The following is a 24670-nucleotide window of genomic DNA, read 5'->3' as shown; positions in this document are numbered from 1 at the left end:
ATGCGGTCGTGAATCCGTATTTCATCCTATCGGGGGCAACCCCCGTCAAAGACATCGCAATCGCCCCGGGGCGCGTTACCCCGCGAAACTCTGTATAATCGCAAGGGCAGCAGGATGGATGCCGAACAGGCGGGTTGCCCTGTGCCAAAAGTCATCATTGGCGGTGGGCAGGGCCGCCGATTCTTGTATTGGCAAGTCCGGACAGATACCATCATTATTTGCTCATAAGGGCTGAAGCTTGACTCCCAGCTTCTGTCCATCCCAGTCCAAGCGACTTCTGTATGGCAACATAGCTGGCGGTGAGGGCCGCAACCGCACTGTGCAGGTTTGCCTCTGCAAGCCGCTGCTGGCGGTCAGCCTCAAGAGTGTCGCCTCTCGAAATGACCTGCCGCGCATAGCGCTGCCGCATCAGCGTTGCCGCTTCATCTGCGGACCGCTTGATTTCGGCAAATGCGGCGACGTTTCGCCTTTGCTGTGCAAAGCGCGCAAGCGACGTCTCCGCGTCCTCAAGCGCGCCGAGCACTACCTGCCTATATTGTGCCTCGGCTTCATCGCGACCAGAGCGTGCCTGCGCTATCGCCGCTGACGTTCGTCCAAAATCGAGCAAGCCCCATTGCAGCTGAGGGACGGCGATGTTGGAAATATTGCCCAGATCTACCAGGTCTCCGATGGACGTGCCGCCAATCCCGAGAATCCCCATGAAGCTGATTTTCGGAAAACGAGCTGCTTCCGCGACCCCTATCCGGGAGGTTGTGGCGGCGAGATTGCGCTCCGCAGCGCGGATGTCGGGACGACGGCGCATGAGCGCCGAAGGGTCTCCGATCGACACCCGCGCAGGGGGGATCGGGATATCGCGCCGTGGCGTCAATAGCGGATCGAGAGATCCCGGCGCTTCACCGGCGAGAACCGCTAGCGCATTCATATATATTTCGATCTCAGCATCGGCCGCGGCGAGATCGCTGATCGTGGCCTGAACCGCGCGGTTCGCTTGGCCGACAGTGAAGGCCGGGATTGTGCCTTGCCCGAAACGCTGCCGGGCTAGGGCGAGTTGCTGGCGCTGAAGGTCGAGACCTCCCCGAAAAGCAGCGGCGCGCTGCTGCCGGTCACGAAGATTGGTATAGGTCTGCGCGACTTCAGCGCTGAGCTGAACCTTTGCGTCTGCAACATTATACGCCGCTGCCGCCGCCAGTGCGTTTGCCGCTTCGATTTTTCGCACCTGCCCGCCCGCGAGATCTATTTCCCAGTTTGCGTTCAGACCAAGGTTGTAGAAACGCAGAGACGTGTCCGCATCCTGGGCGGATGAAGGTGCCGGAACAGGTGTGGGTAGAGTACTTCCTTGACTGGCCTGGAGATCGATCCCGGGAAGATCAGCAAATATGGCCGCGCCCTGAGCACCAGCCGTCGGCAGGCGGTTTGCTCGCTCCTGGCGTACAGACCCACGGGCTTGGCGAAGTCGGGCCTGCACAACATCAATCGAGGGATTCGCGACAAGAGTGCGCCGCTCGAGCTCATCGAGAACCGGATCTTGCAGCGTCGTCCACCATTCGGCGAGTTCGGGCTCGCTGGTCGACGCATCCGCTGGTTGACGAACGAATGTCGGCCGCGGCGCGGCTTGGCCGAGCTCTGGTGGTCCGGAATAGTCCGGGCCGACCACACATCCACCAAGGAGCAGCGGAAGGATGAGACCACTTAACTTTGCCATTACCACCTCAATGCATCGTCAGCGACATCCCCTTGGGGAGCGGGCGAAGGAAAAACACGAACGGAAGCGTCACAAAAGTCGCTACCGCCATCGTCAAGAATATGTCGTTATAGGTCATGACGAACGCCTGCTGCTGAATTGTGCCAGCGAGCGACTGAAGGCCCGCGTCCATATTTCCCAGAGTATGAGACATCCCCGCGATATACTCCTGCACGCTTGGATTGTTTGCCCACAGGGTTTCCTCCATCCGTTGGCTGTGGAGTGACATACGCTGGTCCTGGAACGACGTCAGGGCCGCCAGAGCGAATGAGCCACCGAGGTTTCGCGCAGCATTGAAGATGCCTGAGGCATCTCCAGCATCCTCCTTGCTGACTGAGGTAATGGCGGCCTGGTTCAGAAACAGCATGACAAAGATCATCCCCACCCCGCGCAGCAGCTGACCGGTAGTAAAGGCTTCGCCTGCGGATTCCACCGTGAGACTGGTGTTCACAAAGCAGCTAGCAGCCATAAGCGCGAGGCCAGCGCCAACGGCCAGCCTGATGTCGACAACCCGCATCAGAAACGGCACGAACGGCATCACAAAGAAGGCAGGAACGCCCATGAGAAAGATGACCTGTCCGGTCTCGAGGGCATTATAGTCGGCGATAAGCGACAGGAACTGCGGGATGACGAAGGTCGATCCGTACATCACCATGCCCAGCGCTAGCGCCATGATAACGACGCTGCCGAACTGTCTGCTCATGACGATTCGCAGCTTAAGGACGGGCTTTGCTGCCCAGATCTGTCCGATCGCCAACATCACAAACCCTGCTACGGTTATAAACGTCAGCCGGATGATAAGCGTCGATTCGAACCAGTCTTCACGGTGCCCCTCCTCGAGCACGATCGTCAGTCCTCCAAGGCCAAGGATCAGGCCTATAATACCCAACCAGTCGGCCTCGCGAAGATAGACCCAATTCGTACGTTCGTGCGGCAGTCCGAGCAACAGGAGCAAGAGGAGTATCCCGCAGACCGGAACATTGACGAAGAAGGCATAGTGCCAGCTCAAATTTTCCGTCAGCCAGCCACCGAGCAAGGGGCCAAGAACGGGTCCCAAGATTACGGTCATTCCGAAAAGGGCCATCCCGATGGGCTGCTGGGATGGCGGGAGTCGCTTTGCGACAATCGTCATGGCGGTGGGTATCAGCAGCCCTCCCATAAGGCCCTGCCCGGTTCGTCCGATGATCATCGTCATAAGGTCGGTGGCGATGCCGCATAGGATGGAGAACCCGGTAAAGGCAGTCACGGAAATGAGAAGGAGGGTTCTCAGTCCCAAAAGCCGTTCCAGCCAGGCGCTCAGCGGAATGACGACGATCTCGGCAACGAGAAAGGCGGTGGCGATCCACGTTCCCTCAGTGCCGGTTGCTCCGATTTCGCCTTGGATCGTTGGCAGTGCCGAGTTGACGATCGAGATGTCGAGGGTCGCCAGCAGTGCGCCGAGCGAGCCGGCAGCAACAGCGATCCAAGCGGTCAAGTCCGCACGCGCGGAACGAGCTGCGTCTGGAGATGCTGTGACCGTGACCACTGTCAACGCTTCCGGCTTACGGCCTGACGGAGTCGATCCATCTCTCCTCTGGCTGAACGCGTATCGACCGTTACTCCAACCGACATTCCCGGCACAAGGAGCGTGCGCACTTCGAGAGGAGCATCGATTGCAATGCGTACAGGCACGCGCTGTACGATCTTTGTGAAGTTTCCGGTCGCATTCTGGGGGGGGAGCACCGAGAATTGGGCGCCCGTGCCAGGAGCGACACTGGCAATACGCCCGGTCAGTTCGACGCCAGGGAGCGCATCGATTTCGATGCCAACAGGCTGGCCGACGCGCATAAGCCCCAGTTGAGTTTCCTTGAAGTTCGCCTCAATGAACAATCGATCGACAGGAACCAGTGTCATCATGCGTGTGCCGGGCTGCACGAATTGCCCGACACGGACAGCCAGATCGCCCACACGGCCATTGATTGCAGCCTTGAGCACTGTCGATTCGACGTTGACGCGCGCTACCTTGAGTTGGGCACGCGCGGCCTCTGCTTGCGACTGGGCCTGACGCACCTGCGCGCCCAGTGTACCGACACGCCGTTGCGCGGCGATCAGCGCCGCCTGCGCAGCATTGGTTCGCTCGCGAGCTTGTCGTGCCTGCGTCTGAAGCTGCGCGAAACGCTCCCCTGGCTCAGCGCCTGATGCGGCAAGCGGCTGATATCGCGTAACCTGCTGTGCGGCGAAAGCAGCCTCGGCGCGCGCCGCGTTGAGCTGGGCTTGCGCTTGCGCTATGGTTGCCTGCTGTTCGGAAATCTGAGAGCGCGTCGTATCCCCCGCAGCCGTTGCCGTTTCGATCTGGCTGGTAATCTGTTCGGTCTGCGCCCGATATTCGCGGGGATCGAGTTCAGCCAGAGACTGCCCCTGCCGAACCGTCTGATTCTCGATAACGAACACCCGTTGAACATATCCGGCGATCTTGGGCGCTGTGATGACGGAATCTGCCGCAACATAGGCGTTGTCGGTCACCTGCATGTATCGGCCCCGGTTCTGATGATCCAAGTACCAGACAAAGCCACCGATGAGCAGCAGGATCGCGCCAATGAGCATCGCGAGGCGAACGCGCGGCGATTTAAGCGGCGACACCGCAGATTCGCCGAGGCTCTCAGAATCCGACGAAACAGTGGCCGACTTGTCCGCCATATAAATTACAATCCCAATGTTGCGCGGTGTGGTTCTGTCTTGCAGCATTAAGGAGTGATCGGCAATTGCATATTATATGGAACCTCAGCATTACGCAGAGATAACCCGCTCCTTGCCCGCCGCCGCTGGACCGGTCCTACACCTAAGCCGCATATCAGGCTGTAGCTCCCCCAAACTTCAAGCAAGAATCAAAAGATACCGAGGAGCGGTTTGCTAAGCTGGTGCACAACACAGAAACTGATGGCGCGTGATGCCGAGCACTCCGACGCGAAAAATTACTTTGCCGATCGGGCGGTCGTTAAGAAGTGAGCCTCGAATTGGTGTCCCGTTTCAATCCCCACAATTGTGGCCTATGGTGATATCAGCCAGGGTCACACGAAAGGTGACCCGGCACTTTGATCGGTTGCGCCGCCGTCACCTTGCATGGAAGCAATAATATAGGTTGTTTCTGGCCCGAGTAGCTTTTCGTTATTCTCGCCCCGGCCCATTACCCTGCAATGCCATAGTTCAAGAGATAATGCGCAGCCTCACACAGAGGCGTCGAATTCAATAGCGTCAGCTTTCGTCGCTAATTTTTGCTCCCCGGACAGCGCCGCGCGAGCGCTGTTCCACGAAGAAAGCCGCGGCGTGCGAAGCCGGCGTCAATCGCTGCCGCCAGGCGTCTTTCGGCCGGAGCTGCGCCCGAAATCTCCCGAACTAATACCAATCTGCATTGATCACGACCCACGTGCCCATTTGCGGCGTCCGATTGTCATGATGCGCCACGGCTGATCGATGAGTCTTTTCCAGGCTTCGCAGCAGAGGTCTATGATGTTGTCGTGGGATGTGAAGATGCGGTTTGATAGCCAGTTATCGCGCATGAACTGCCAGATATTTTCGACCGGGTTGAGTTCAGGACATTTCGGCGGCAGCGGAACGATGCTGATATTCTCGGGCACTTCCAGCTTCCCGGTCATGTGCCATCCGGCCTGATCCATCAGCAGCACGCCATGGGCGCCTGGTTGGATAGCGAGCGATATTTCCGCCAGGTGCAGCGACATGGTCTGGGTATTGCAGAACGGAAGGATCAGGCCAGCCCCTTTGCCCAGTTCTGGGCAGATGGCGCCAAAGATATAGGCTGATTTCGTCCTCTGATCCTTCGGCGCCGACGGACGGGTACCGCGCCTGGCCCAGCGGCGGGTAATCTTGTTTTTCTGGCCAATGCGGGCTTCGTCCTGAAACCAGACTTCTATCGGCGTGCCGCGCGGGAGGGCGGTTTTGATCTTTGCCAGCTCTGCTGCAAAGCCCCCTTTTTGAAGTCCTCCATCGCATATTCGTTCTGGCTATGATGGCGCGGACGCGCCGTCAGTTTGACATAGCCCAGCTTCTTCAACTCCCGCCCCACGGTCGTTTCCGTCAAGGACACCCCGAACTCGTCATGGAGCCACCGCGCCAGATCGATCAGTCGCCAGCGGACAACTCCATGGATCGCCGGTATCGGGCCGCTTTCAACGATCTCTGCAAGAGCCAAGCGCTGGGCATCATTCAACAAGGGAGGCTTGCCCGGTGCCTTGCCATCAAGGAGCCCATCAGGACCTCGATCATTGAATCGCACGACCCAGTCGCGCACGATCTGCAATGTTACCCCGCCGATCCGCGCCGCATCGCTGCGGCTCCCGCCATCATAAATTTCCGCTAACGCCAGCAGCCTACGACCCTGGTTCGCGCTTCTGGTCGCGCGCGCCAGCCGTCTCAAGCCGGCCGCATCAAAGTTGTCCCGCAATCCAATCGCTACACCCATGGCAATGCCCTCCAACCGGCACCCATAGATTCAGAAATTCATCGCTTTGGGAATCCCCCCACGTGAGTCACCATCAAAGGAGGTTGGTATAAGCCCCGAAACGGTATGATTGTGTTAACAATAGTTTTCCCTCCAGCCTCGGCCAGCCGACCAGCCCTGTTCTCTTTTTTGTTGTTGCCGACCGCAAAATCAGGTCCGAGGACGCTATCGAGCTCCGTAGTTGCGGCCTTGATCTGCGCACAGGATTTCAAGCCGACGAGACCATATGGATTTTCTTGCGCTCTTTCCAGAATAGCTGGAATTTCGGTTTTGGCCGCGCCAATATCTTTCGCCGGCTGCGTGACGATTTCCCGACCGCGGTCAACTGTCTCATCTTTTCTGGCGGGTTGCTCGGGGGTTTGTGCAAGAGCCGCCATGGCAAAAACAAGTATCATCATCCGCCCAATATCCTGACGACAAGGTTGAAAGCATAAACACGACCGCTGTGGCGTTCGCTGTTACCGCGCTTGAAATAACAGCGGCTGCCCGCCAGGGCATGACGATCATATTGAGTGGCGCCCGTGAAGAACGGGCGCCACTATGATCATTGACCGCCGGTCAATGCTGAAGGAAGAAGTGCCTTCCCATTGGTGAGTTCTTGCTCAAGTGTGGGAACGGCGGTTCCCGCGACTTGCTTCAAGGCTGGGTCGGTGCCGTCTTGCGCATAGCCTTTGTTGATGGCCCATGCCGCCTGTAGTACTTGGGCGGACTGGGATAGATAAAGATTATCGAAGCTGCCGCGCGGCGTCTTCTGGAGCAGCTTCACGAGTGCGGCTCTGTCGGAGGAAAGCGATGACGATGGCGCTTTTATTGTCCGCTGATCGTTGCGCAGCGCGGCCATGAGTGCTTTCTGCGCGATTTGCGCTTCGGTCTGAACACATTTGGCAAAAGCCTTCACATCGTCACGCTGAGCCTTGGTCACGGCGAACTGCGCTGCTTTTATTTGATAGAGGTTCGCATCCGATGCAGCCATCACAAAGGCTGGCTCATTCTGTCCAGCTATCGGTGTTGTGCCGGTATCCATGCTCGACATTGAACCTGTGTTTGTTGGTGAAACAGCTTGGGCGAGAGCCCCTGAACCTGAAAGCGCTAGCGCGCCTGCGGCCATAATGATTTTCAGCATAATACCTTCTCCGTAGAATAGATTTCTAGCGGTCAAGTGGCCACATCACGTTAAGCGTGACGACGTCGTAACGATGCTGTTGGATAATCGTTCCACCATCGCCCGCATTGCATAAATTAAATTGTCAAATGAGTGTCACTTAAATCGACAGCGGACTGCATTTCATAATCCGATAGAAATATTAATCATTACGAGATTTGACTTATCACATGGTCGATATGCTATCGCTTATTAATACGTAGAATCCGGGATTATACTATCTTGCTTACTCTGGCTCCGATCGGGTCAGCCCTTCAGATAAAAACAAAAACTCGTAGATACCTACGAAGATATCTGGCGCATGGCGATTTTGTACATGCTTTCGCGCCCTAAGATTGTAGAGATCGGCGACAAGTTCATGATCAATTTATCCCCTGCTTGCGTTCCATTCGATCCTTCGATGTATCAAGCGCGCGCTCCGTGGAATGCTTCCGCGCTGTTTGCGCGGACCAATCCGTCAATTCTGTGGTTGAGCGAGCTACTGCACGATCGAAAGCGGCGACTATCCCACTCGTGGTATTTGCGGACGCTGGCTCCTGCACCAATAAGCGCTTGGCCTCAACGGGACGACGATCAGTAAGGTCAAACAGGGTTGCATCGCCTTCGATAACGACAATGGGCGGTGCTTTTTCACCCCCATCTAGGGCATACCGTGCTTCGAATCGCTCGATACCAATCTGCAGCGCATGCGATGCCCCAGTGGCATTTCTGACGCCCGTCAGGCGCACGTCAGGTGCCCGCGCCGCATATTGACGCATCAGCGCCTGGGTGAAAAGATCGGGGACCGGCGCCACCCAACGAACCCCCTTAAGGTAGAGCGCACGTTCCCCCCGCGTGGTGAGCATGCGATCGCCCTCTACCTCCTGCGAGAACCGGGGGCGAAGCAGAGATACAGAGCGAGTCGGGAGCGCACCCTGCATCCCGGTGACGGACGTGGGCTCAACCACGCCAAACCTGAAAAGGTCAGCGCGCTCGCCGCCGCCTAGCAGGTTTCCACAGCTACCCAGCAGCAAGGCGCTCGACAGAAGTGCAAAAGTCCGATTCCTGGTTGATAATGTCACTTAGGCAACTCCAGTTCAGCACCCCGGCTTTTGGCCAGAGCTTCGCGGGGACTTTGTCGGATCCCGCGAATTAGTCCGTCCAGCGATTCAGCTGTTTCTTGCAAGGTCAGCATGGTCGCATTGATATTAGGGATCGTGGTCGTACCGATATCGGCGCTTTGCGTGTCGAGTTTGGCGATCACGCCGCGAGCCTCATGAACTGCCGATTTGAGTTCGTTTGCCGCATGGGAGATATCGGCGAAGGCGCGCTTGCCATCGCCATCGGCAATCTGCCGAACGGCCGAGGCCGCGCCCTGAATATCGTCAGCCGCCCGATCCAGTTTGGCGAGCGCGGAACCGGCATGGGCGAACATGGTCCGATTGGCCGCCAGTTCCGCCGTAGTCATTCGGACATCGCGAATGGCACCGCCGATGTTGGCGATATTATGATCAGAAAGGACCTTGTTCACACGGCTCAGTGCCTCGGTCGCGCTTGCCACCACCTGTCCTCCGCCTTACAGCAATGAAGACATAGCGTTGGGCTTGCTGGCGATGACAGGCCGCTTACCGTGATCATTGGTCTTGAGCAGCGGCTTGCTCGGCGTGCCCGCGCTGATTTGAACGATGCTGACCCCTGAGATGCCCTGACTTTCAGAGGATGCGACCGAATCTTCGCGCACCGGTGTCCCGCGCGTCAGTTCGATATCCGTGATCACACGGTTGGGGTCGCGCTGGTCGAGGCGGATTCCGCCGATTTCCCCGACCTTGATGCCGTTGAACTGCACTTCGCCTCCAACGCTTAAACCTCTGACTGGCCCATGAAACATGATCTGGTAAGAATCCCTTCCTTTGGCCGAACCGCCGAGCCAGACCACAAAAACAAGCGTGGCGATAAGCAACGCGATGGAGGCGGCGCCTACCAGAGCATAGTTGGCATGGCGTTCCATCAGCTTTCTTTCTCTTTTTTCGCGGCACGGCCGCGCGGTCCCAGAAGATAGCTCCGGATCCACGGGTGATCTGACCGTTCAAGTTCTTTGATCGTTGCAACAGCGGCGATTTTCTTGTCAGCGACAACCGCAACGCGGTCGCAAATCGCGTACAGAGTATCGAGGTCGTGGGTTATTATGAACACGGTGAAGCCAAGAGCATCCCGCAATGTTCTGATAAGATCATCGAATTCGGCTGCAGCAATTGGATCGAGGCCGGCAGTCGGCTCGTCGAGAAAGAGGATATCAGGATCCAGCGCGATTGCGCGGGCTACCCCCGCGCGCTTGCGCATTCCGCCAGATAGCTCGGCAGGCTTCAAGCAGCCTGCATCTTCCGGCAAACCAGCAAGCTTGATCTTCAGCCTTGCAAGATCGTGCACATACTCACGTGTAAGTTTCGTATGTTCCAGAAGTGGCGCCTCGACATTTTCTTGTACGGTGAGAAAGGAGAATAATGCGCCTTGCTGGAACATCACCCCAATCCGACGCTCGACTTCACTGTGCGCTTGCGGATCGCGGATGTCCTGCCCGAATATCTCGACGAATCCGCCGTCAGGCTGCTTGAGGCCCAGGATGGTGTTGAGCAGCACCGACTTACCGGAACCCGATCCGCCAACCACACCCAATATCTCACCGCGCTTGACCTCAAGGCCGAGATCCTCATGGATGACCTTGTCGCCAAAAGCCGTGCGCAGGCCTTTGACGCGAATGGGCACGTCTTCGGCATCGGTTTCCACAAGCGCCCTCACAGATCGAGCGCCATGAAGATAACCGCGAAAATCGCATCGAACATAATGACCATGAAGATTGACTGGACGACCGCGGACGTCACATTTTGACCAAGGCTTTGGACGTCGCCGCCGACCATAAGGCCATGCCGACAGCCCGCAGCAGCGATGATCAGAGCCAGAAACGGCGCTTTGCACATGCCTATCCAGAAATGCTTAATGTCCACCGTTTCGAGCGTACGCTGGATGAAGAAGACCGGGCTGATATCAATCGTCACCCAACTGACCAAGAGTCCGCCAGCAAGACCGCCGATATCCGCGCAGAAGGTCATAAGAGGCATCATGAGAAGCGCGGCTAAGATGCGCGGGATTACCAGCGCATCGAAACGGTCCACGCCCATAACCTGCATCGCATCGGTTTCCTGGTTCATCCGCATCGAACCGATCTGAGCGGCAAAGGAGGATGCGGAACGTCCAGACAGAAGGATGGCGGTGATCACCACGCCGAACTCGCGCAGGATGGCCACGCCCACCAACTGGATCGTGAACACCTCAACGCCAAGCGTTGTCAAAAGGTTGGTGCCAACGAGCGCAATGATCGCGCCGATGAAGAAGGTCATGATAAAAACTATCGGAAGCCCATTAATGCCCGCGTCCTGCATAAACGCGACAAGCGGCGTCATGCGCAGTCGGCGAGGATTGCCAAGCGTACGGCCGAGCGCGACAATAAGCTCTCCAGTAAACACCAGCATCTGGTAGGCGTCACCAGTGATCCCGATTACCTGACGGCCGAAGCGCTCGAAAAATGCCAGCACACCAGTAGCGCCAGCCTTACCGGGCGACTCTTGTTCAATGGCAGGTCGAACGAGGTCTATCAGCCTTTGCAAATCCTCTCTTTCGCCAAAGTCTATACCGGCGTCTGGAGCCATTGACCGCAAAAGCAGGAGGGCACCAGCAGTGTCGATCCGCCCCAGAGCAGAAAGATCGAGACGCTGCACGTCTAGACTCCCGGCCGACTGGGCACCCAGGCGCCCTGCCGCATCGCCCAAAGCAAGCGAAGTCCAGTCACCGCTCACATGCAGAGTCCGGCCGCCACCCTCGTCAATATGCCAATCCGCCGCGATCATCGCACTAGCAGCATGGGAATTGAGCAGCGGACGATTTCGGCTCCTGCTGGCATCAACGCCACGCAGCGCATATCTTGAACCTTGGCATGGTCAAGCATTGGGGTCTCACGATGATGATCGAGCAATGGCACGCCATGGGCCAAGAGGTGCCAGCTTCGTCGCAGTCATAACTTTATCCTCTCCCCTTGCCATGCCATCGAAGATTGAGCAAGGACATAACATATGGAACCTCAGGAAGTTCATTTGCGCGCACTCGCGACGGCCTTTGGCTGGACCTGGTACAGAATGCGGCGGCTGATCGACACGCACCTTGCGTCCCAAGGAGCATCGATGGCCCGTCTTAAGCTGCTGGTATATCTCGCCGAGCAACCCAGCCGCTCAACCGATATTGCAAGCTTCTTCGATCAGGCCCCGCGCACGGTAACCCAGGCGATTGACTGGTTGGAGCAGAATGATCTGGTCACGCGCTCGCCCGTTGAAGAGGACCGTCGTGTAAAGCTCGTGGAAATCACGGACGCAGGCAGGGCGATGCTGGAGCAGGCCCTGCCACTCTACGATGGCATTGTGGCGAAGACCTTCGGCAGCTTGACCGCGGAAGAACTGGAAGCATTGGATAGGGCGATCCTTCACCTCGACAAGGTCGTGGATCAACTCGAAACGCAAGCTGGCTTCCGCCAAGGTCGCGTCCCCACGCTCAAGGCACATAATGATGGCTGATCCTCATTTGATGGACGGGCCTGAAGCGGTCGCATTGAAGGAGCGGGAGCGGTTCGCACAAATCCTGCTTCTGTTCGGGCGACACGGCCTCAAGGGAATGGCCTCCCGGCTAGGTCTCAGACTGGGTGGTGAGGAACCATTTGATAGCGCTCGACCAGAAGCAGTCGTTGCGCTGCTGCAAGATATCGGTCCTGCAGCGGTCAAGTTCGGGCAGATTCTTGCAATGCGAAGTGATCTGCTGGAGCCCGATTGGATCGATGCGCTTTCGAAACTTCAGGACCGGGTTCCGCCGCTGCCGTTCGCCACCGTGCGACCACTTATCGAAGAGGCGATCGGCGGAACTGTGGAAAGCTATTTCGCCTCCTTTGAAGACGAAGCGATTGCGGCCGGCTCGATCGCTCAGGTCCATGCAGCAACGCTGCTCGACGACCGGGACGTTATCGTCAAGGTCCGTCGTCCCGGGATCGAGCGGATTGTCGACGCCGACCTTCGGCTGCTGCGCCGCGTCGCCCGGATCGCAGAGCGCCGCATCCCCGAGATCGCGCGACTAAAGCCGGACGAACTGCTGCGCCACTTCGCTGAAAGTATCGATCGGGAAATGGACCTTGGCGCGGAAGCTCGCGCCAGCGATACGATCGGAGAGTATCTCAAAGCTTTCGGCGTGCGAACGGCTCGCTTTGACTGGGAGTTGTCCGGCAGGCGTGTCAACATACAGGAGCGGTTTCGAGGCGTTCCGGCAAGCAATCTGGAGGTGGCACGGCAAAGCGACCTTGATCTCACTAGCCTCGCCAGCACCTATGCGCAGGCGATCCTCCACATGATCGTCATCAATGGTCATTTCCACGCCGATCCCCACCCAGGCAACGTCTTTTTCCTGGAGGACGGAACGCTGGGGCTTATCGACTTCGGAGCGGTGGGGACGCTTCTGCCACGACGCCGGGAAGAATTGGTACGGCTTGGCCTGGCGATCGCGGCGGAGGACACAGGCGGGGTCGTCGATATTCTGCTGCTTTGGGCGGGCGACCCTGATGTTGACCGTGTCAGGCTGGAAGAGGCCCTGGCCGAACTGATCAACCGTTTCAGCAATGTCCTGCTCGAGCAAATTGACCTTACCGACATTTTCCAAATCGTCTTTGCGATACTGCGCGACTTTCATCTCGCGCTCCCGCCCGATCTGGCACTGGTGCTCCGGACGCTGCTCACGGCAGAGGGATTTGTCCGGCGCATCGATCCGACATTCGACATCACTCGAGAACTGGCTCCGTTGGCAAAGGAACTGATGCGCGAGCGAACGAGTCCGGCGCGATTGCGTGGCGAAGCGGGCAAGCTGTTTGCAGCGCTTGGAAGAGCCGCCTTGTCAACGCCGAGCCTGGTGGGACAGATCGAGAGAGTTGCGCGTACCGGATCGATCACCGTCAGTATCGCACCCAGGGATCTTGAACGATTGCGCGGCGATGAGCGCAACAGCAGAGCCACTCCCCAGCTCTACCCCGCAGCATTGGGAATATGTGCTGCAATCCTTTTCGCCTCGGAACCGATCATCGCCGGGCTGCTGGCGGTGCTTTCCATTGCCCTGGCAATTGGTGAACGAGTGAAGCGGCGGTGATCACGTTCCAAATCTCGCGAAAATTAAAAGCTCATTTGTCGCGCTACCGGCTCCAGGATTTCTAGGTCACATGGAAACGCGTTCGAACTGGTTGAAGGTGAGCCTTGTTGTCGGCCTGCTCATAACCGCCGTCATTGGGTTCACCCTGTGGCTCATCCAGTCACGTGAGGCTGACGGGGCCACGTATGAGGTGCAGTTTAAACAATCGGTCGACGGCGTTCAAATCGGATCGGGCGTCAACCTTCTTGGTGTTCCCGTTGGGAAAGTAACCCAGGTCCGGCTCCAACCTTCAAATCCGGATACGGTCGTGGTCCGGTTCGTCCTTACCAAGGACATCTTACTCCATCGCGGCGTGACAGCGTCGGTCGATAAATCATTCTTCGATGGATCGGCAGAGATAAGCCTGGCGGGAAGCAACAAGCGTGAACCAGCACTTACAGTTCAAGCGGGACAGCCATTCCCGCTTGTACCAGTGAAGACCGGCGGCCTCCTCAGCGGCGACCTCAATCCAGGCGAGATGATCGCCAAGATATCGTCAGGTGCCGATAGCATCTCAAAGAAGCTGGACCCTGCCGGTCAGCGATCCATCGAGGAACGTCTTGGCCAACTCGCGCTGCGCTCGCGGAACTGGAAAAGCGATGTCAGTCAAATCGCGGGGGAGGCCCTGCAGGAAGACAGGATCCATTCTCTAGGGAATGTAATGGCTCGGGCGGGAGACGACGCGGAGAGGCTTCGCCTGAGGCTCGAGGCATCGCGGGGCGGTCTTCACGACAGCCTCGGCCGGCCCTTGCATGATGCCGAAGGCAAAGCCCGGTCTCTGGGCCTATCCATTTCGCACGCACGGCCCCGGATCAGGCAATTGGAAGGGGACGCGCAACAAATCGCCGAAACCGCCCGCGCCGTTCGCGAACCAGTTCGACGCGTGGGCGATGCGGTCAAGAAGATTGACCGGGAAGGCGTGGGATCTCCCAAACTACCTGACTACCGTCCCACGACTGAGGAAAGGAAATAGATGATCGCGATCGACCGCTCAGGAACAGACCGACCCTCGTCTTCATGCACAGGCGCGCAATCAGCTTCTGTGAAGCACGAACTCAGGACGATAGAACGACCCTCTCAATTCTTCGCGCGTGAGTGGATGCAACGTCCTGAAGTGGCGCAAAGGCAGAGCCAAAAATGGACTAAGGGGTTTATCTTCAATCGGGCCTGCAGGATCGAGACTGGTGGATGACCGGGAAGAACTGCAAAATCGATGGAGCCGCTGGTATCAGCCTGGCTGCTGAAGTGAAGGGCGAATGCAGGGCGATGCCCGTCTTGCTTGCCCACGGGGCGGGTCAGACTCGCCGCGCCTGGAAGCGGGTAGTGCAAGATCTGGTCGAGGCGGGGTTTCGCGCTATCGCTATAGACATGCGTGGGCATGGCGACAGCGACTGGTCGAGCGCAGGCGCGTATGACGTGCGCGACTTTGCGGCCGATCTCGTCGCGGTAGCATCAGGAATGGATCGCAAACCGGCTCTGGTAGGCGCCTCCCTCGGCGGCCTTGCCGGAATGATAGCAGAAGGAGACCTCGCCCCAGGCAGCTTCGCATCGCTCACTCTTGTAGATATAGCCCCGCGTATCGAGCCGGGCGGCGTGATGCGGGTGGTCAGCTTCATGCAAGAACATGTCGAGACTGGCTTTTCGTCTCCGGAAGAAGCTGCACAAGTCATTGCGCGCTACATGCCACATCGTCGCAAGCGCAGAGCGGGCGATGGCCTACGGCACTATCTCCGGCAGAAAGAGGATGGCCGCTATTACTGGCACTGGGATCCAGCATTTATTCGCAATATGGTGGCTGCACATTGCTGCGACACCGCGCATCAGGAGCAGCAAGTCAATATATTATACAAGGCTGCCGCTAATTTGACGCTACCGCTGCATCTGATCAGGGGCGGATCCAGTGATCTTGTCTCGGAAGGCGCTGTCGAACATCTGCGCGAACTGGCACCGCATGCTGAATATACCGACATTATCGATGCCACGCATATGGTCGCAGGCGATGCAAACGACGCCTTTTCTGCCGCAATTCTCGGCTTTTTAGGGCGCCAGTCCAGCTTCTAGAGGGACGAGCATGGGAGAAGAGATTTGCTCCTGATCATCGAGGGTCGGACGACTTGCTGTGTAGAGCGCCATACATTGGTGGGTTTGCCTAAGATGACACTCGGTAACTGGCTGCTGCCTCGCTCACTGGACTGCTATCCATAACGAAGGTGACGAAAGTTGACGACCAAAAATCTGACCGGCATGCTGGCCAAAAAGATGCCGCGGGAAACAGGCACCGCGCGCACAAAGGGCGAAACCCTGTTCCAGCTATTCTTTGCGCTCATCCAATGGCCTTGGCTGTTGAAAAGCCTTTATGGGGGAAACAAAGCTGAAAAAAATGCTGTTCTTGAGCGTATAAACCTTGAACAGGACGCCTTGCCTCATCTTGGCAGCTGGAAAGCAGACACTTACCTTCTTCACAGGATTGTTGATGAGATTGAAGTCCGACAACCGAAAAATGTTGTGGAACTAGGTTCCGGAGTAACTTCGCTGGTTATCGCCAAAGCATTGTCGCTTCACGGTGGCGGGCATTTATACAGCTACGATCAGTATGAACCGTTCGTTGAGCAGATGGGCATTTGGCTCGCTGAGCACCACCTGTCGGCAAGTTTCAGCCATGCTCCGCTGAACTTTCGGGACCAGGCCTGGCCTGGATTATGGTATGCCTTGCACGACCTTCCACAGACAATTGATCTGCTTGTCATAGATGGACCGCCTTGGTCAATTCATCCCTTTACCCGAGGAATGGCGGAACGCCTTTTCGAACGTATCGCACCGGGAGGCCTTATCATGCTCGATGATGCAGCAAGACCGGGAGAAAGATACGTGGCGCGACGCTGGAGGAAAACCTGGAGAGACTTCGAGTTCAAGTTCGAAGGCACGGGCGCCAAAGGCCTGCTAACGGGACGGAGGATCGACAGATCGGATAATCGCCAAAAGTGACGCTGTAATGCATTAGCGACTTCCGTTGCTGATTCCGAGGCAAGCCGAACTCGCGGAACTGCTGGCAGCCGAAGTGGCTGCCGACCGTCTCCCCGACATGGATGCCTTGCGGATACGCTTCGCTCCCGATCCGGCGGCGCTTCCCGACGTGGTGGTGGAACTGGTCCCCCTGGTCACCTATGATGTTCTCCTGGCGGGAGAAGCCGCATGAGCCGGAACGCTCCCGCTATCGACGCCCAGCGCCTGAGCCTCATCCTCAACGACCTGCGTCTGCCCGCAATCAAACTGATCTGGCCCGACTTTACCACGCGGGCCGACAAGGAAGGCTGGCCTGGTGCCCGTTTGCTTGCAGCGCTCGCTGAGCATGAGATCGCAGAACGGGACCGACGCCGGATCGAAAGGCATCTGGGCGAAGCCCGCCTGCCACCCGGCAAGACTCTCGACAGCTTCGCCTTCGATGCAGCGCCAATGATCTCCCGCGCCCGGGTGACGGCGCTGTGTTCTGGTGATGGCTGGCTCGAAAAAGGTGCCAATCTCATCTTCTTTGGTCCGCCGTGTGGGGGTAAAACCCATCTGGCAGCCGCAATCGGCCTTGCGTTGATCGAAAATGGCTGGCGCGTCCTGTTTACCCGCACCTCCGATCTGGTCCAGAAACTTCCGGTTGCCCGCCGTGAACTTGCGCTCGAAGCCGCGATGGCCAAACTCGACAAATATCATCTGCTGATCCTCGATGACCTCGCCTACGTGCCCAAGGATCAGGCTGAAACGTCCGTCCTGTTCGAGTTGATCAGCGCACGGTACGAACGGCGTTCCACGCTCATCACCGACAACCAGCCTTTTGGTGAATGGAACCGGGTCTTCCCCGACCCAACCATCCAGTGATACCCCTGATATCGACGGGCTGATCCGCCATGTAACGGTGACGTGCCCTCAGCATCCGCTCTTCGGCGAGCGGTTCGAAGTTCTGAAGCTGGTGTCTGATCGCGGGCCGGCTTGGGTGACTATCCGGGTGCCGCATGGCGGGCGGCGAAACATCCTTCGCTCCGTCACCGATCTGGCTACCGCTCCGCCTGACTCGAAATCCGCGCCGTTGGTCTCAGGCTCCATCCTCATGCGAGTCGTTGCGCTGGCAGAGGCGTTGCGCCGTTCATCACAGGACGAGGAATGCCAGAGTGAACATCAGCTCTCCCCGGAGACGGCCAAAGATCCAGATATGGTCGAGCCTGCCGCCAGCAATCCAGCGTCAGCTGGCGGCGACGATAGCGCAGGCTTTGTGCTCGCGCCCAACTGCCCGCTACGCCGGTGACACCGATGTTGAGAGATTATGCCGTAGATGAACGGATAAGCACCACGCAGCAGGCCAAGCTGGCCTATGTCTATGTCCGTCAGTCGAGCGTCGGCCAGATCCGCCATCACCAGGAAAGCACGGCGCTTCAGTATCGGCTTGTCGACCGCGCGCTTGGCCTTGGCTGGCCGCGCGAACGGGTCGAGATCATCGACGACGATCTTGGGAAATCCGGTGCGGAGGCTCAGCACCGATACGGCTTCCAACGCCTGATCGCTGAAGTTGGCTTAGGTCACGCCGGTCTCGTTCTGAGCTACGACGCGTCGCGCCTCGCACGCAACAACAGTGACTGGCATCAACTGCTTCAGCTCTGCTCGATGTTCAGCGTTCTCATCGCTGACAGCGAACAAATATATGATCCCGGACTTTACCATGATCGGCTTTTGTTGGGTCTCTCGGGGATCATGAGCGAGGCTGAGCTGCATCAGATCCGCATGCGCCTGCACACGGGGGAACGGCAGAAGGCGGCGCGCGGCGAACTGCGTATCCCGCTTCCGGCAGGGCTAATCTACGCGCCCGCCGGAGGGATCATGCTCAATCCCGACGCCCAGGTTCAGGAGCGCATCAGACTTGTGTTCGACAGCTTCATGCGCCTGGGAAGCGCAAAGGCGGTAGTGCGCTATCTGCGCCAGGCCGATCTTGCCCTGCCGGTCAGGCCGTTGAAGGGACCGGCGCCACACGAAATAGCCTGGCGCGATGCAACCGATGCGCGTGTGCGCAATATCCTGAAAAACCCTGTCTATGCGGGAGCCTATGTCTACGGACGCCGGTGTGCTGCGCCCGAAAAGCGAAGCGAGGGGGCCAAGAACCCGACGCGCGCTGTTCCGCGCGAACAGTGGGAAGTCTGCATCCAGAATGCTCATCCAGCGTATATCAGTTGGGAGACGCATATGGCGATCAGCGACAAGCTCACGGACAATGTCGGCAACTTCAAAGCCGGGCATCGTGGCATGCCTCGGAAGGGAAAGGCGCTGCTGCAGGGTATAGCGATGTGTGGCAGTTGCGGACGGCGCATGGCACTCAACTACTCTGGCCCTGACAGCAACCATCCGGTATATCGGTGCCGTTCCGAACGAGCGACCTGCGTCGGTCAATATTGCCAAGAGGTGCGTGCGCCGCGGGTTGAGGCTGAGGTCGAACGGCAGTTCCTTGCAGCGCTCACCCCTGACCAACTCGCCATCGCGTTGGCCGCGCTCGACGCCATCGACGCGGACGTCCATGGACTCGAACGGCAATGGACACTCAAGCGCGAACGCGCCGAATATGAATGCGAGCGTGCCCGGCGCCAATATGACGCGGTCGAGCCGGAAAACCGCCTCGTTGCCCGTTCCTCGAAAGCATCTGGGAAAGCAAGCTGCGTGAGGTCGAAAAGGTCGAGCAGGACTATCGGCGGTGGAAGACGGAGCAAACCGTTGCGTTGAATGCCGACGATCGCGCCCGTATCGCAGCGTTCGGCATCGACCTGCCTGATCTTTGGGAAAGAATCGAGAACAGCGAACGCAAGGCGATGCTCCGCCTCGTGATCGACAAGGTCATTCTAGATCAGCGGCGGGCGAAAGGCATGGTGTGGATCCGCATCATCTGGCAGACGGGCGCAGCGACCGAACACTGGGTCATGCGGCGCACTCAATCCTATGCTGAAGCTGCTCATGCCGACGTGCTAGAACAGCGGATCCGAGAGCTCAACGCCGCTGGCATGATGGACGCCGAGGTCGCTACCGCGCTCAACACAGAGGGTCTGCGGAACAGCCTGGACGGGCTGTTCGACCACAACACGGTGCACCTGTTGCGCCAGCGCTGGAATATCCCCACCGTAAAGATCAACGGCGTCGAGCACAATCCGCCCCGTTGGCCGGATGGCAGCTACTCGATCCAAGGTGCCGCGACCGCGCTCGGCGTCACTGAGCAGACGGTGTTCAAATGGCTGAAACGCGGTAAGCTTCAGGGCCGGCAACTAAAGAAGGGACAGCCGTGGCAGGTGGACCTGACCCTCCAGCAAATAAAGGCGCTCACAGCGCCAAATTACAGTATGACCCCTTCCAGGAAAGCAGCATCATGAAACGTTCGGCGATCCCGCCATGACTGTCGCCGCGATCGACCGCCTCGTGCACCACTCGACCATCATCGAGATGAACGGCGAAAGCTACCGCAAGCGTTCCGCCGTCGCCCGCATCAACGCCGGCGATTACGACCCGCCCAATGGCGCCCCGGACCGGCCATCATAATTGTCGCTGGCTTCGCGCTCGGGAGCACCCTTGCTGAGGCAACGGGTAATTGTCGCCAGCGGCAATTACATGCCAACCATCCCATGCGCTTCAAACCCTCGCTTCCGGCCAGCGCCAGCGACAATTACCCAGCGTCGTAATTGTCGCTCGACGGTTGCTCCTCGCAACAGCAAATGGTAGCCAGAATTCACCAACCGGCGCGGCCACCTATCGGCCATCAAAATTGACGCCGACCGGACACCGTAATCGTCGCGCTACAGATGAGCGGATATGTCAGGTGCGGGCTGGCCGGGCTGATGCGCTCGATCTTGACGCTATGCTCCCAGGCATCGCCAAAGTCGTAGAGATATCGGAAGGTCTTGCGCCTCGTATCCGCCAGGACCTGGGCGAGAGTGGCCTTACGGGCGTCAAGAGGTCCGTCGAAGCCATATTCGGGATCAGGGATGCCAAAGCCGGTCTGCCCGAAGCTCATTTCCCACAGGTGAGAGTCCGTCCACGAGAAGGCGGTCTGGATGACGGTGTGCAGACGGTCGAGCCGGATATTGAGGGGCACCTCCAGCGTTCGGCTGACGGCCGGCGTGACATCGTCCAGCGTAATCTTCATCCGCACGACAGTGCCGTTGCTCACGCAGCCTTCTCCAGATCGTTGGTCAGCCTCGATGCCTGCCATTTCCACGGCAAAAAGTCATCGATCCGATTGATCGGGTGATCACCGATGCGTTCGATGACGTCGGTGAACCATGCCTCGGGCTCGACGCCGTTGAGCCGACATGTACCGGCCAGGGCGTAGAAGAGCGCGGCGGCTTCTCCCCCCTTCATGGAGCCGACGAACATCCAGTTCCGGCGCCCGAGCGCGACCCCGCGCAGGGCATTTTCCACCAGATTGTTGCTGATCTCGAGCCGACCGTCATCACAGTAGCGGACCATAGCCTGCCAGCGATTGAGCGGATAGCGACACGCACGCGCCAGATTGCTGTCAGACGACAGGCCTCGGTTCTGGGTTTCGAGCCAGACGCGCAATGCCTCCAGCTTCGGCACCGCCTTGATCTGGCGGATGCGTCTTCGCTCATCAGGTGGCGCACCCTTGATATCGCGCTCGATGGCGAAGTATAGCGCGACGATCTGGGGGTCTTCCGCATCTTTGGTGCAGTCTGCTCGAGGAAGCCTTTGGAGACCTGATCGCTGATCAGGCGGCCAGCAACACTCGCTGTCGCAGGAGTTGGTAGTTTGCTCGTCCGTACATCTGCCGCTTTATGGCTTTGACTCTACTGATCTGACCTTCGACCGGGCTCGTCGTCCAACGGGTCGTGATCGCGCCCCTGACTGCATCAATGTCCCGTGTGATGCCGCTCGCAAAGCTGCCAAGTTCACTGCCCGCTGCCTGTTCGAGCCATTTGTCGAGCGCGGTTACGTCGTTGCCGCCAAGAAGCGTGACAAACTGAACAGCCAGGTCGGCCGCCTCACGAAGTTGCGGTGCTTGCGCATACAGGTGGTCGAGGAACAGCGTATGTTCGGCATCGATCTGATCGGGAGCCTGGCCCATGTGCCAGGCGCAGCTGCGGCGCGATGGGGCCTTCCAGGCTGACCGCTGCCCCTGCGGTTCTGGTGCCTGCGCATCGTCGCGGGTGCGCCGCTTGGCCGCTCATCGTGCAACGGTGTTCCGGCTCCCTTTGTAGCCGAGTTCTTTCAGTTCCCGCCACAGCTGTTGGCCGACCTGGTGTCCCGAACGCCATCGGGCTTCGAGCCATTCTTCGAAAGGGCCCAGAAGATGGGACTGTATATGGGGACGCACATGCTCGGGTTCGCCGCCGCCAGCTATCCAGCGTTGGACCGTGCGTTGAGTTACGCCGACCAGTTCGGCGATGCTCGACGTGGGATGTCCCAGCTTGTCGAGCTGGCAAATTTCCTCCCAGCGTTCGCGTCGACCGGCCTTCCGATCGGCCCGTAACTTGGTGAGACCGGGGGATGTCGGTGCAGGGTTGGCTTGCGCTCCCTGCGCGGATGCCATGATTTTCGTTGCCGCGGACACCGCGCTTCGGTGGCGACTAACTGCCTGGCGCAGTGCCTCACCCAGGCCACTGAGCAGGTGCCAGCGATCGGCCACTTGCATGGCTCCTGGCGCCCCGCGCCTTGCTCCATGGGCGTAAACTCCAGCGCGATCACGCGCGACAATCTTGATCCCTGGCCAGCGCTTCAGCCAATCGGCCACGCTATCTGCATTGCGATCGGGCAGCAGATCAAGAACGCGATTTCGCTCCAGGTCGCAGATGATTGTTCCATAGCGCTGTCCGCGCCGCCACGCCCAATCGTCGATGCCCACGATCGTGGGGGCAACGAAACCCGGCACGGGCGCCGACCGGATCATCCTCAGCAATGTATCGCCGCTGACCGGCATCGCCAACCTATGGGCGAGGCGGGATCCTGGCTCGCCGCCCGCTACAAGAGCTATAGCGCGCTGGCTCTCTGCGAGCCGATCGGAGCGTTGCGCCCTCCAAGCGGCGACCCCGGGCAATCGCTCCGTAAATATCTGCATTTTGCAATCAGGCGTCCTGCAGCGAAAGCGTCGCGCCGTCAGGCGCATCGCCACAATCCGTCCATGCCAAGGCAAATCGGCGAGATGTCGCTGGTAATGGCTATGCACGCCGCTCGAGTGCCGTCCGCAATCGGGGCACGAGGAGGAACGCTGAACTGGCCTCACATCCAAATGGAGCCTCCCGTCCGTTGTTTCGTCGCGACTGACAATCGTCAAACCTGCAGGAACGGGAGAAACCGAAAATGTCTGGACCACGAGCAAATACCATCGCTGACCGTAATCCCCACTCTATGCCCTCACCCGATTCCCATGTGAATCCCTCAACTTGCACCAAAGATGCGGAAGACCCCTTGATTGTCGCTACGCTCGCATCCTGTCAGTCGCCGCGCAGCGAAGAGCTCGGCGATCCGCACGACCGCCTCTGCCGCAATCGGTGACGGACTTTTCTCCAGGATGTCGGTAAATTTCCGGCGTGCGTGGCTCCAGCATCCCACTTCGACGATATCCTTGGGCGCCTTGGTCCTGGGGTCGCGGTAAAGCGCATTGTACCCGGCAAAGCCGTCTGCCTGTAGATACCCCCGATAGTCGGCGAGATGTTCTGCCGGATGCGCTCCGCCACGACCGGCGCTGAAGCGGAAGACCACGGCAGGCGGGCTCATGTCGCCGCTGGAGCGGTCATCACGCAGATATACCCAGAAGTGCCCGGTCCGACTGCCGTCGCCATTGCCCAGCAAGGTGACCGGCGTGTCGTCACCGTGGATCTTGGCGGCTTCCCGGATATAGGCGAACAGTCGCTCGCCCAGTGGCGCGAGCAGCCATGCCAGTTTCCGTGCCCAACGGCTCATCACATCCCGATCGATATGAAGCCCCACCCGTCGGAAGATCACCGACTGCCGGTGCCAGGGCTGATGATCGACAAAGCGATTGACGATAAGGTGAGCCAGCAAGGCGCTGCTCGCCATCACCTTGGGCAGGGGCAGATCGACAGCGGGCGCCTGGCGGATTTGCTCGCAGGACCGGCACACCAGCCTGGGCCGGACATGGCGGATGACGCGGAAGCGCGCCGGGACATAATCGAGAACCTCAGTGACGGCCTCGTCGATCTGGACTGAGGGTCCGTTACAACCGCCACTGCACGGGCTGGGCTGATGATCGATTGTCTGACGCGGGAAGTGCGCAGGAAGCGGAACGCGGCCGCCGGGTTTGCGAGCCGATTTCGCCACAGGCGGCGCCGGCACCTCATCGTTGGCGGGTTCCGGTGCCTCGACCTCCTCGAACATCAGCCGCAGCTGGGCGATATCCATTTTCTCGGAGCTGCGGCCGAACTGGACGCGCAGCAGCCGCGCGACACGATGCTCGAGCTTTTCGATCCGCAAGGTCTGGGCTTTGACCGTGGCTTGCGCCGCCGTCAGTTCGGCCCGTTCCTGCTCCATGACATTGGCCATCTCCAGCAGCATTTTCTGCAGGAGAACTGGGTCTGTGGGAAGGCGATCAAGGGCGAACCGCATGATGCCGATAATAGCGGAAGCCGACGGCAAAGCCTACATAAAATGGCGGTTTTCCTGATCTTTTTGGCTATGCGAGGCTCGGCGTGATGACCTCGTCGTGGACGATCGCCTGCTTCCAGTTCAGGCCTTCGAGCAACATCGCAAGCTGGGCTGCCGACAGCCGCAGCGCACCCTCATGGGCACGTGGCCAAACAAACTTTCCGCGCTCAAGACGCTTCGCATACAGGCATAGCCCTGAGCCGTCCCAGACCAAGGCCTTCAGCCTGTCGCCCCTCTTCCCGCGGAACAGGAACACCGCCCCCGAGAAGGGATCGAGCTGAAGAATATTGCGCACCTGCGCTGACAGTCCGTCAAACCCCTTGCGCTTATGTGGAGCTCCACATAACAGGAACTATGCGCTGACCATGATTATGCGGAGTCGGCGCGTATGGGG

At 58.9% G+C, this 24670-nt stretch carries 25 protein-coding genes and 2 pseudogenes; 10 read left to right on the top strand and 17 right to left on the bottom strand.

Annotated features, from left to right (window positions below; translation table 11 throughout):
- Nucleotides 1-214: 214 nt before the first annotated feature.
- The 11 genes from CEQ44_RS04655 to CEQ44_RS04610 all read right to left on the bottom strand — a co-directional run bounded on the left by CEQ44_RS04655 (nt 215) and on the right by CEQ44_RS04610 (nt 11279).
- Complete coding sequence (locus CEQ44_RS04655; RefSeq protein WP_088189891.1) at nt 215-1702, bottom strand: efflux transporter outer membrane subunit; 1488 nt, start codon at nt 1700-1702, stop codon at nt 215-217.
- 7 nt (nt 1703-1709) lie between these two features.
- Nucleotides 1710-3215, bottom strand: coding sequence for an MDR family MFS transporter (locus CEQ44_RS04650; RefSeq protein WP_174827323.1), 1506 nt, complete (start codon nt 3213-3215; stop codon nt 1710-1712).
- 53 nt (nt 3216-3268) lie between these two features.
- Nucleotides 3269-4417 carry an HlyD family secretion protein gene (locus CEQ44_RS04645; RefSeq protein ID WP_088189889.1) on the bottom strand — a complete coding sequence of 383 codons (1149 nt, stop codon included), beginning with the start codon at nt 4415-4417 and terminating at the stop codon, nt 3269-3271.
- A 716-nt stretch (nt 4418-5133) separates the two neighbouring features.
- Nucleotides 5134-6197, bottom strand: a protein-coding gene (locus CEQ44_RS04640; protein ID WP_088189888.1) for an IS630 family transposase whose coding sequence is annotated in 2 segments (ribosomal slippage) — nt 5134-5703 and nt 5706-6197 — 1062 coding nt in all. Because the reading frame shifts where the segments join, the coding sequence is not laid out codon by codon here.
- Between the two features lie 38 nt (nt 6198-6235).
- The gene (locus tag CEQ44_RS04635; RefSeq protein WP_176401093.1) at nt 6236-6634 is read right to left on the bottom strand and encodes a hypothetical protein; all 399 of its coding nucleotides are present in this window, start codon (nt 6632-6634) and stop codon (nt 6236-6238) included.
- A 146-nt stretch (nt 6635-6780) separates the two neighbouring features.
- A complete protein-coding gene (locus CEQ44_RS04630) occupies nt 6781-7359 on the bottom strand; it encodes a DUF4142 domain-containing protein (RefSeq protein ID WP_254913801.1) in 579 nt (192 codons plus the stop codon).
- A 401-nt stretch (nt 7360-7760) separates the two neighbouring features.
- Nucleotides 7761-8318, bottom strand: a complete 558-nt coding sequence (locus CEQ44_RS04625) for an ABC-type transport auxiliary lipoprotein family protein (protein WP_254913807.1) — start codon at nt 8316-8318, stop codon at nt 7761-7763.
- A 137-nt stretch (nt 8319-8455) separates the two neighbouring features.
- The gene (locus tag CEQ44_RS24865; protein ID WP_256960021.1) at nt 8456-8812 is read right to left on the bottom strand and encodes a hypothetical protein; all 357 of its coding nucleotides are present in this window, start codon (nt 8810-8812) and stop codon (nt 8456-8458) included.
- 141 nt (nt 8813-8953) lie between these two features.
- Complete coding sequence (locus tag CEQ44_RS24860) at nt 8954-9385, bottom strand: MlaD family protein (RefSeq protein WP_254913803.1); 432 nt, start codon at nt 9383-9385, stop codon at nt 8954-8956.
- Nucleotides 9385-10161 carry an ABC transporter ATP-binding protein gene (locus CEQ44_RS04615; RefSeq protein ID WP_254913804.1) on the bottom strand — a complete coding sequence of 259 codons (777 nt, stop codon included), beginning with the start codon at nt 10159-10161 and terminating at the stop codon, nt 9385-9387. Before CEQ44_RS04615 ends, CEQ44_RS24860 begins: the two co-directional genes overlap by 1 nt.
- A gap of 8 nt (nt 10162-10169) precedes the next feature.
- Nucleotides 10170-11279 carry an ABC transporter permease gene (locus CEQ44_RS04610; protein ID WP_254913805.1) on the bottom strand — a complete coding sequence of 370 codons (1110 nt, stop codon included), beginning with the start codon at nt 11277-11279 and terminating at the stop codon, nt 10170-10172.
- Between the two features lie 222 nt (nt 11280-11501).
- On the opposite strand from CEQ44_RS04610, the gene CEQ44_RS04605 reads away from it, so the two are divergent.
- The 10 genes and pseudogenes from CEQ44_RS04605 to CEQ44_RS04565 all read left to right on the top strand — a co-directional run.
- Nucleotides 11502-11996, top strand: a complete 495-nt coding sequence (locus tag CEQ44_RS04605) for a MarR family winged helix-turn-helix transcriptional regulator (protein ID WP_086486019.1) — start codon at nt 11502-11504, stop codon at nt 11994-11996.
- The gene (locus CEQ44_RS04600; RefSeq protein ID WP_254913806.1) at nt 11986-13602 is read left to right on the top strand and encodes an AarF/ABC1/UbiB kinase family protein; all 1617 of its coding nucleotides are present in this window, start codon (nt 11986-11988) and stop codon (nt 13600-13602) included. Before CEQ44_RS04605 ends, CEQ44_RS04600 begins: the two co-directional genes overlap by 11 nt.
- Before the next feature lie 70 nt (nt 13603-13672).
- Nucleotides 13673-14614, top strand: coding sequence for an MlaD family protein (locus CEQ44_RS04595; RefSeq protein ID WP_088189884.1), 942 nt, complete (start codon nt 13673-13675; stop codon nt 14612-14614).
- A gap of 215 nt (nt 14615-14829) precedes the next feature.
- Nucleotides 14830-15702 carry an alpha/beta fold hydrolase gene (locus CEQ44_RS04590; protein ID WP_088189883.1) on the top strand — a complete coding sequence of 291 codons (873 nt, stop codon included), beginning with the start codon at nt 14830-14832 and terminating at the stop codon, nt 15700-15702.
- A 159-nt stretch (nt 15703-15861) separates the two neighbouring features.
- A complete protein-coding gene (locus CEQ44_RS04585; protein ID WP_088189882.1) occupies nt 15862-16626 on the top strand; it encodes a class I SAM-dependent methyltransferase in 765 nt (254 codons plus the stop codon).
- A 25-nt stretch (nt 16627-16651) separates the two neighbouring features.
- Complete coding sequence (locus CEQ44_RS04580) at nt 16652-16837, top strand: hypothetical protein (protein ID WP_088189881.1); 186 nt, start codon at nt 16652-16654, stop codon at nt 16835-16837.
- Nucleotides 16834-17502, top strand: a pseudogene (gene istB, locus CEQ44_RS04575) (IS21-like element helper ATPase IstB); the annotation flags it as partial. The gene CEQ44_RS04580 and the pseudogene istB, both read left to right, overlap by 4 nt.
- Nucleotides 17503-17937: 435 nt before the next feature.
- Nucleotides 17938-19392, top strand: a complete 1455-nt coding sequence (locus tag CEQ44_RS04570) for a recombinase family protein (protein ID WP_218821571.1) — start codon at nt 17938-17940, stop codon at nt 19390-19392.
- A complete protein-coding gene (locus tag CEQ44_RS24690) occupies nt 19389-20030 on the top strand; it encodes a hypothetical protein (protein ID WP_088190113.1) in 642 nt (213 codons plus the stop codon). The genes CEQ44_RS04570 and CEQ44_RS24690 overlap by 4 nt, the downstream gene beginning before the upstream one ends.
- 4 nt (nt 20031-20034) lie before the next feature.
- A pseudogene (locus CEQ44_RS04565) lies at nt 20035-20196 on the top strand (ATP-binding protein); the annotation flags it as partial.
- A 217-nt stretch (nt 20197-20413) separates the two neighbouring features.
- Here CEQ44_RS04565 and CEQ44_RS04560 read toward each other — a convergent pair.
- From CEQ44_RS04560 to tnpB, 6 genes are all read right to left on the bottom strand, one after another.
- Nucleotides 20414-20824 (bottom strand): plasmid pRiA4b ORF-3 family protein, encoded by a 411-nt coding sequence (locus tag CEQ44_RS04560; RefSeq protein ID WP_254913715.1) that lies wholly within the window; start codon nt 20822-20824, stop codon nt 20414-20416.
- The gene (locus tag CEQ44_RS04555) at nt 20821-21297 is read right to left on the bottom strand and encodes a transposase (RefSeq protein WP_254913718.1); all 477 of its coding nucleotides are present in this window, start codon (nt 21295-21297) and stop codon (nt 20821-20823) included. Before CEQ44_RS04555 ends, CEQ44_RS04560 begins: the two co-directional genes overlap by 4 nt.
- Nucleotides 21298-21382: 85 nt before the next feature.
- A complete protein-coding gene (locus CEQ44_RS24685) occupies nt 21383-21739 on the bottom strand; it encodes a transposase (RefSeq protein ID WP_217895373.1) in 357 nt (118 codons plus the stop codon).
- 99 nt (nt 21740-21838) lie between these two features.
- Complete coding sequence (locus CEQ44_RS04550) at nt 21839-22894, bottom strand: ISL3 family transposase (protein WP_254913719.1); 1056 nt, start codon at nt 22892-22894, stop codon at nt 21839-21841.
- Nucleotides 22895-23049: 155 nt separating this feature from the next.
- A complete protein-coding gene (locus CEQ44_RS04545) occupies nt 23050-24186 on the bottom strand; it encodes an IS66 family transposase (protein WP_176401084.1) in 1137 nt (378 codons plus the stop codon).
- A gap of 118 nt (nt 24187-24304) precedes the next feature.
- Nucleotides 24305-24625 (bottom strand): IS66 family insertion sequence element accessory protein TnpB, encoded by a 321-nt coding sequence (tnpB, locus tag CEQ44_RS04540; RefSeq protein ID WP_088190063.1) that lies wholly within the window; start codon nt 24623-24625, stop codon nt 24305-24307.
- Between the last annotated feature and the right edge of the window lie 45 nt (nt 24626-24670).

This window comes from Sphingobium sp. Z007 (genome assembly GCF_900013425.1).
GTDB lineage: Bacteria > Pseudomonadota > Alphaproteobacteria > Sphingomonadales > Sphingomonadaceae > Sphingobium.
Note: the sequence above shows the minus strand (reverse complement) of the source record. Positions and strands in the feature narration are given on the sequence as shown.